Genomic DNA, 7,163 nt, shown 5'->3' on the forward strand with positions numbered 1-7,163 from the left:
TGGAAGCCACCAAGTTAGAGGGAGAAATGGCGCAAACCGGCAACTAACCTGATTTTCAACTAAAAGCTGCCGGCTGGGTATTGTGTTGTGTTAAAAATTCTATTGCCTTCAAAGTGTCAAAATATCCTTCGTTCACTTACCTTTGCAGCCGAAATTGAAAATTTTGGTTGAAAGCGCTGGTAAAGTGTTGTAAATCAAAACCCTAATTAAACGCTCACGCAAAATCAAACTATATTATGCCAAATGTTGGTAAGATCAAGCAGATTATCGGTGCTGTAGTGGACGTGCAGTTTGAAGGAAAACTCCCTGAAATCTATAACGCGCTTGAATTGAAGCGCCAAAATGGTGAAGTACTGATAATGGAAGCTCAGCAACACCTTGGTGAAGACAGCGTACGCTGTATTGCCATGGATGGTACTGAAGGCCTGGTACGGGGAATGGTAGTAACAGATACCGGCGCTGCTATCGCCATGCCAATTGGTGAAGCTATCAAAGGTCGTTTGTTCAATGTAACCGGCGATCCTATCGATGGTTTACCTGCTGTACCCAAAACTGGTGGCCGCCCTATCCACAGCAAACCCCCGGCATTCGAAAACCTGAGCACTGCTACTGAAATACTGTTTACCGGTATTAAAGTAATTGACCTGATCGAGCCATACGCAAAAGGTGGTAAGATCGGTTTATTCGGTGGTGCTGGTGTGGGTAAAACCGTATTGATCCAGGAGCTTATTAATAATATCGCGAAAGCATACTCTGGTTTATCAGTGTTTGCTGGTGTGGGAGAAAGAACCCGTGAAGGTAATGACCTGATGCGTGAAATGATCGAAGCAGGTATTATGAAATATGGTAAAGATTTCATCCATAGCATGGAGCATGGTGGCTGGGATCTGAGCAAAGTGGATATGAAAGAACTGAGCGAATCAAAAGCTACTTTCGTATTCGGACAAATGAACGAACCTCCAGGCGCCCGCGCCCGTGTGGCCCTGAGTGGTCTTACTATCGCTGAGTATTATCGTGATGGTGATGGACAAGGCAAAGGCCGCGACATCCTGTTCTTCGTAGATAACATCTTCCGTTTCACCCAGGCAGGTTCTGAAGTATCAGCCCTGTTGGGACGTATGCCTTCAGCAGTAGGTTACCAACCAACCCTGGCTACTGAAATGGGTCTGATGCAAGAGCGTATCACTTCAACTAAAAACGGTTCAATCACTTCAGTACAGGCGGTGTACGTACCTGCGGATGACTTAACTGACCCCGCTCCGGCTACTACCTTCGCCCACCTGGATGCTACTACTGTATTAAGCCGTAAGATCGCAGACTTAGGTATCTATCCTGCGGTTGACCCGCTGGATTCTACCAGCCGGATCCTTACAGCGAAAATTGTAGGTGACGCCCATTACAACACCGCTAACCGGGTGAAGCTGATCCTGCAACGTTATAAAGAGTTACAGGATATCATCGCCATCCTCGGTATGGATGAGTTGAGTGAAGAAGATAAGCAAACCGTATTCCGCGCCCGTAAAGTACAACGCTTCCTGTCACAACCTTTCCACGTGGCTGAGCAGTTTACCGGTTTGAAAGGGGTACTGGTTCCCATCGAAGAAACTATCCGCGGCTTTAACATGATCATGGATGGTGAAGTAGATGAATATCCTGAAGCAGCGTTCAACCTGGTTGGTAGCATCGATGATGCCATCGAAAAAGGTAAGAAGCTGTTGGCGCAGGCCCAGGGTTAATAAACCAATTATCAACTTTAGCACCCGCCTTCGCCAAGGCTACGGACGGGCAAGCACTATATAACACATAATATGAACCTTGAAATATTAACTCCGGAGAAAAAGCTGTTCAGTGGTGAAGTGTATGGCGTTCAACTGCCTGGTATAACCGGTAAGTTTGAAGTGCTTGAAAAACACGCGCCGCTGGTAAGCGCACTGGCATCCGGAAGGGTAAAAGTGTTAAAAGATAAAAGCAATCACCTGGCTTTTTATGATATCCAAAGTGGTTTTGTTGAGGTGGTAAATAATAAAGTTACCGTGCTGGTAGAAGGTGCTTCCACTGTAGGATAAAGAATAGAAACTTTCAGCTGAAATCAACTATACTTCCCCCGGTTTTACCGGGGGATTTTTTTTAAGGGAGATGGGTTGAGCAGTTGATGAGTTGATCAGTTGACGAGTTAACAAGTTAACTGGTTAACGAGGTAGAAGAGGGTTACGGGTAATAAAGTTGGAAGTTGATAGCGTTGAAAGAGTCGATAGCGTTGATAAAGAGGCGAGAGATGAAAGGAGTGAGAAATGAAAATAGTGGGAAATGTTACATCCCGCGAGCCATCTTTGCCCTTTGCCCTCTGCCCCCCAAAGAAAATCCCCCACCAGTTGGCAGGGGATTGGGCTTATTAAATCGTGCATAGGTAAATCAGGCGTTCGTCTTTTGAATGGCAGCTGCAGGCTTGTTGGCCATCAACCAGATATCGTACAACAGATCAGATTTGTCTGTTGCAGGCGCCAAAGGCGCTTCAACCGGCATAACCATCTGGTCATTTTTCTGTACCTGCCAGCCGGTAAGACCAGCCGGAGCTAAAAAATGATGGGCGTTGATATTAGTGGTAAGTCTTTCTGCTTCGTATAACGGCAATGCCCGATGGCCAACCAGCGACAGATCTCCCAGGCATACATTTAGCAGCTGGGGCAGTTCATCGAGGCTGGTCTTGCGCAGGAACATACCTACCCGGCTGATCGTAATGCCGCTTTTCTTCTTCGCAGCATCCTGTATGATAGTATTGAACTTATACAAATTGAATATGCGATAACCGCGGCCTGTCCTTAACGTTGTATAAAGAACCGGTCCACCCGTATCGAGTTTTACCGCCAGGGCGATCAGCAGCATTAAAGGCCCTAATACCGCCAGGAATACAGCCGCGATCAACAGATCCAGACCTCTTTTCACCACAGCCTTTACATTAGCATACGGACGGAAGGAAGTTTCCACCTTACAGGTTTCGGGTTGTTGTACCCGCTTCTGTTTCATTCTTTGCAGAAAGCTCAGCTTGCGCACCAGGGCTGGGGCGGTAAATTCATTCAGGAATAACAGCTCATCGATAAACTCATACCGTTTAAAGCGGTTTAACTCCTCTGGCGCCAATCCTGTTGCTTCAACAATAAAAGGCACATCGGCCATTATTTTATGGCTGTAAATGAATTTATGCAGCTCTACCAGGTGTTCCGTTCCCAGCGTTCCGTCGGCAATCACCATAGAAGGGATGGTAACCTCATCAGCTTTCTTCATCAGCCGCTTTAAAGTATAAATAGCATTAGCAGCGCTGGTTGTAGTATAACCGAATTCGAAGTACTCCTGCAGCTTTTCGGTATAACGGGTTTGCGTACCGATATAAAAGAACTGCAACTTTTTTATATCAGTCGGTTCTTTTTCTACAGGCAAGCTATAGCGCTTGTATGTATTAATTATTTTTTTAGTAGGTAGCGTTAGTTCCATACCATCAGTTTTTGTTTTTCAATCCCGGTTAAAATGCCGGCTTAGTTCACTTCGTTCTCATTCAATTTTGAAGCCACCCTGCTCATGAGCTTTTGAACTGTTTCACTTAAATCAAGCGGGTTAAAGGGTTTCGTATAATGATCGGCTATACCATATTTAAGGCATTTAGCCGCCGTGACATCTTTATCCAGTGATGACAAAACAATCAGGGGTATATCGCGGTAAAGAGCGCTCGACGAAAATTCGGCGATCAGTTCCCAGTCCTGCACATCGGGCAATTGCGGGTCGGCGATAATCAGATCGGGCAAATTCTTTTTCGCTAACCAGAACATGGCCGAACAGGCATCGGGGGCGGTAATTACCTGGTAATCTTTTCCAAGTACCGTGTGCAATAAGAACCTTATTGCTTTGCTATCATCAATAGCCAGAATACATCTTCTCATTCTCGTACGTTAATTGCTGAAAACAATAGTTTGTTTTCTCAAGGACATATGGATACGTACGGTTCGCACAGGTATTGAAAATAACATTGCAGGGGATATGGCTGCCAGGGATCAAGTTCAATTGGTACAAAACGGCTTTACAGGATTGTTAGATTAACACATGCTAGGAGTTAATCAGGTTTTGGGGAGTATTTCCAAGGATTTGTGGTGTTGATAAGCTACAAACGGTTAATCCTTATGGCTTTCAATGGATGGACACAATAAAAGTAATAACAAAACCCAATAAATCAAATACCCCGGAGTGGGTACGTGAGCTATAAATATAATTATTCAGGTATAATGTGTTCGATAAGTGATAATTATCTAAAAACGGGTGAATTGGCAGTATTTATCCACATGATTCCAAGGTTTATCTTATTGATTGATATACATGGTGTTTTACGCTATTACCAACATCTTAACAGAAGTAACTTGTTGGCGAATTTCCCCATTCACTAATTTGCAGCAAATTAATGGCTATGAAGAAATATTTATTGGCTGCCTGTTTGGTTGCGCTTTGCAGTGTGGTTGCTGTGGCCCAGGATGGGGAGGAGGAAGGAACTAAAGTTGGAGGTTTTGATAAAAGCAAACTGTTCTTTGGCGGTAATTTTGGTTTGGCCTTTGGTAATTATTCAACCCTGGTAAATGTATCGCCACAAATTGGCTACCGGTTTAACCGCTACCTGGCTGCGGGAGCTGGCGTAAACTTTATTTTATCCAGCTATAAATATGATTTTGGCAATATCAATCAAAACTATAAAGAACAATATGGAGTAACGGGTTTGAATGTCTTCGGCCGCTTTTACCCGATTGAATATATTTTCGTACAGGTACAACCCGAAGCCAACTATACCTGGTTGAAATATCATTTTTATAATGGTGAGCCTGATGCAAAATTGCCTAACAAGATCGTTCCGTCTTTATTAGGCGGATTAGGTGCAGCGATCCCTGCCGGCAGGGGATATTTTATTGTAACGGCCAATTACGACCTGTTACAGAATGAGCGCAGCCCATATGGCAACCGGGCCTTCTTTAATTTTGGTTATAATATAGGATTTTAAAAAGGCTGGTAGGCGCACCCACCAGTTAACCAATTTTATTAAAGATCTCTACGGGAGTATCACAGAAGATGATCCGCTCTTCCGGTAATTCATACAGGAAGCCTTCTTTTTTCAATTGTTGTAAGTGCAACCGCAGGTGATTATAAAAACCATCGGTGTTCAGGATGTATATTTTCTTGTCGTGGATGCGGAGTTGATTCCAGGTAAGCATTTCAAATAGTTCGTCAAGGGTGCCAAAACCGCCGGGTAATACGATGGCGGCATCGCCCATTTCATACATCATCTTTTTTCGGGTATGCATATCAGGCACTACAAATAATTCCGTTAACCCTGTATGCTGGCTTTCCCATTCTGTAAGAATTTTGGGAATAACGCCCATTACCTTACCACCATTGGCCAGTACTGAATCGGCAATTACACCCATTAACCCGGCTTTACCGCCCCCATAAACCATACGCAGGTTTAACAAGGCAATGAGCTTGCCGAGTTCTGCCGTGTGCTTTACATAATTGGGGTTTTGTCCGTTCTTCGATCCGCAAAATACTACTACCGATTCTAACTTCATGTTGGCTGTTTTTAATACCGGCATAGATTGTTAAAAATATGCCTGTCAGCCACTAAGATAAATGGATTATCAGCAATAGTAAAACACATTTTTGCTACCTTCAGACCCTAAGTCTGAACAGGGAGAAAGGGAAGCAATGAGCGGAATTTAATTGGGGAATTAATCAGATGAAAACTCCCAGCAGCGCAAATCATCTTCTATTCAGGCTTTTAGCGCAATAACTTATCCGACTTTAATGAACCGTTTAATCATCATTACATTATGTCTGCACCCCTGTTGTTCTCTTTTGTGATCGGTTATTTTGTTTTGTTGCTGGTTGTTGCGTGGGTTACTTCCCGGAATTCGAACAACGATTCGTTTTTTATAGGTAACCGCAATTCAAACTGGATGCTAGTGGCATTTGGTATGGTGGGTACTTCACTGAGCGGTGTTACGTTTGTATCGGTACCCGGTACAGTAGGTGATTTTGCGGGTGATGTGCATAAAGGTTTTGCTTATTTCCAGGTAGTGATCGGTTATTTCTTTGGTTACCTGGTGGTGGCCTTTGTGCTGTTGCCGCTGTATTATAAAATGAACCTTACTTCCATTTATAATTACCTGCAAAAGCGATTCGGTACCATTGCCTATAAAACGGGCGCCCTGTTCTTTATTATTTCCCGCACCGTTGGCGCCACGGCCCGGTTGTTCCTGGTGATATATGTATTGCAGGAGTTTATTTTAAAAAGCTTTGGTGTTCCCTTTGTTGTTACTGCGCTTATTATTCTATTGATGATCTTGCTGTATACGTTTGAAGGCGGAGTAAAAACCATTGTTTATACTGATACCTTACAAACAACCCTGATGCTGGTAGGACTGGTGGCAACAGTGGTGTATATTTTAAATAACATGCATATTTCAGTAGGGGAAGCCATGCAAACGCTTACCGAAAAAGGATACACTACCATTTTTAATACAGATCCACGAAGTGGTGGGTTCTTTTTAAAGCAGATCATTGGCGGGGCTTTCATCACCATCTCCATGTTTGGGCTTGACCAGGAAATGATGCAAAAGAACATTAGTGTAAAAACCCTGAAGGATTCACAGAAGAATATGATCACTTTTAACCTGGTGAGTGCAGGGGTAAACTTTTTGTTCCTGTTGTTGGGTGGTTTGTTATACCTGTATGCGCTGGACCATGGCGCACATTATAGCCAGGCCGGCACCCAAATGCAGTTTATAGCTGAGAACAAAAATATCATAGGCGATAAACTATTTCCTACAATGGCATTGCATATGATGCCGCAGGCTATCTCTATCATCTTTATTATTGCTTTGATCAGCGCTTTATTCCCCAGCGCCGATGGCGCGCTTACTGCACTGACCTCTTCTTTTTGTATAGATATACTGGGCCTGAAACGTCGCACCGACCTTACCGAAAAGCAACAGAAGAAATTAAGACTAACTGTACACCTTTCATTTACCGTGATATTCCTTATTTGTATTATGATCTTTTACCGGATAGGAAGCCGTAGTATCATCGATAAAATACTTGACCTGGCGGGGTATACTTACGGGCCGCTGTTGGGA

7 protein-coding genes are annotated in these 7,163 nt (G+C 43.7%); 4 read left to right on the forward strand and 3 right to left on the reverse strand.

The genetic code is table 11. The annotated features are described in order from the left end of the window. Positions 1-236 precede the first annotated feature (236 nt). Together atpD and atpC are read left to right on the forward strand one after the other, a co-directional pair. Positions 237-1,736 (forward strand): F0F1 ATP synthase subunit beta, encoded by a 1,500-nt coding sequence (atpD, locus tag ACJ751_RS05150; protein ID WP_407744304.1) that lies wholly within the window; start codon positions 237-239, stop codon positions 1,734-1,736. Positions 1,737-1,808: 72 nt separating this feature from the next. Further along, a complete protein-coding gene (gene atpC / locus ACJ751_RS05155) occupies positions 1,809-2,066 on the forward strand; it encodes an ATP synthase F1 subunit epsilon (protein ID WP_407744305.1) in 258 nt (85 codons plus the stop codon). Positions 2,067-2,412: 346 nt separating this feature from the next. Here the strand turns inward: atpC and ACJ751_RS05160 are convergent, their stop codons facing one another. Beyond that, on the reverse strand, positions 2,413-3,489 hold the full coding sequence (locus ACJ751_RS05160) for a sugar transferase (protein WP_407744306.1): 1,077 nt from the start codon (positions 3,487-3,489) through the stop codon (positions 2,413-2,415). A gap of 41 nt (positions 3,490-3,530) precedes the next feature. Beyond that, positions 3,531-3,932 (reverse strand): response regulator, encoded by a 402-nt coding sequence (locus ACJ751_RS05165; RefSeq protein ID WP_407744307.1) that lies wholly within the window; start codon positions 3,930-3,932, stop codon positions 3,531-3,533. A 518-nt stretch (positions 3,933-4,450) separates the two neighbouring features. Between ACJ751_RS05165 and ACJ751_RS05170 the strand changes: the two genes are divergently transcribed. Then, positions 4,451-5,032: a hypothetical protein gene (locus ACJ751_RS05170; RefSeq protein WP_407744308.1), complete on the forward strand. Its 582-nt coding sequence runs from the start codon at positions 4,451-4,453 to the stop codon at positions 5,030-5,032. 25 nt (positions 5,033-5,057) lie between these two features. On the opposite strand, the gene ACJ751_RS05175 is transcribed toward ACJ751_RS05170, so the two are convergent. Beyond that, positions 5,058-5,597 (reverse strand): TIGR00730 family Rossman fold protein, encoded by a 540-nt coding sequence (locus ACJ751_RS05175; protein ID WP_407744309.1) that lies wholly within the window; start codon positions 5,595-5,597, stop codon positions 5,058-5,060. A 261-nt stretch (positions 5,598-5,858) separates the two neighbouring features. Between ACJ751_RS05175 and ACJ751_RS05180 the strand changes: the two genes are divergently transcribed. Further along, on the forward strand, positions 5,859-7,163 hold a 1,305-nt coding region (locus ACJ751_RS05180; protein ID WP_407744310.1), incomplete at its 3' end, for a sodium:solute symporter.

Origin of the sequence: Niastella sp., from assembly GCF_045805085.1 — a bacterium.
Lineage (GTDB): Bacteria > Bacteroidota > Bacteroidia > Chitinophagales > Chitinophagaceae > Niastella.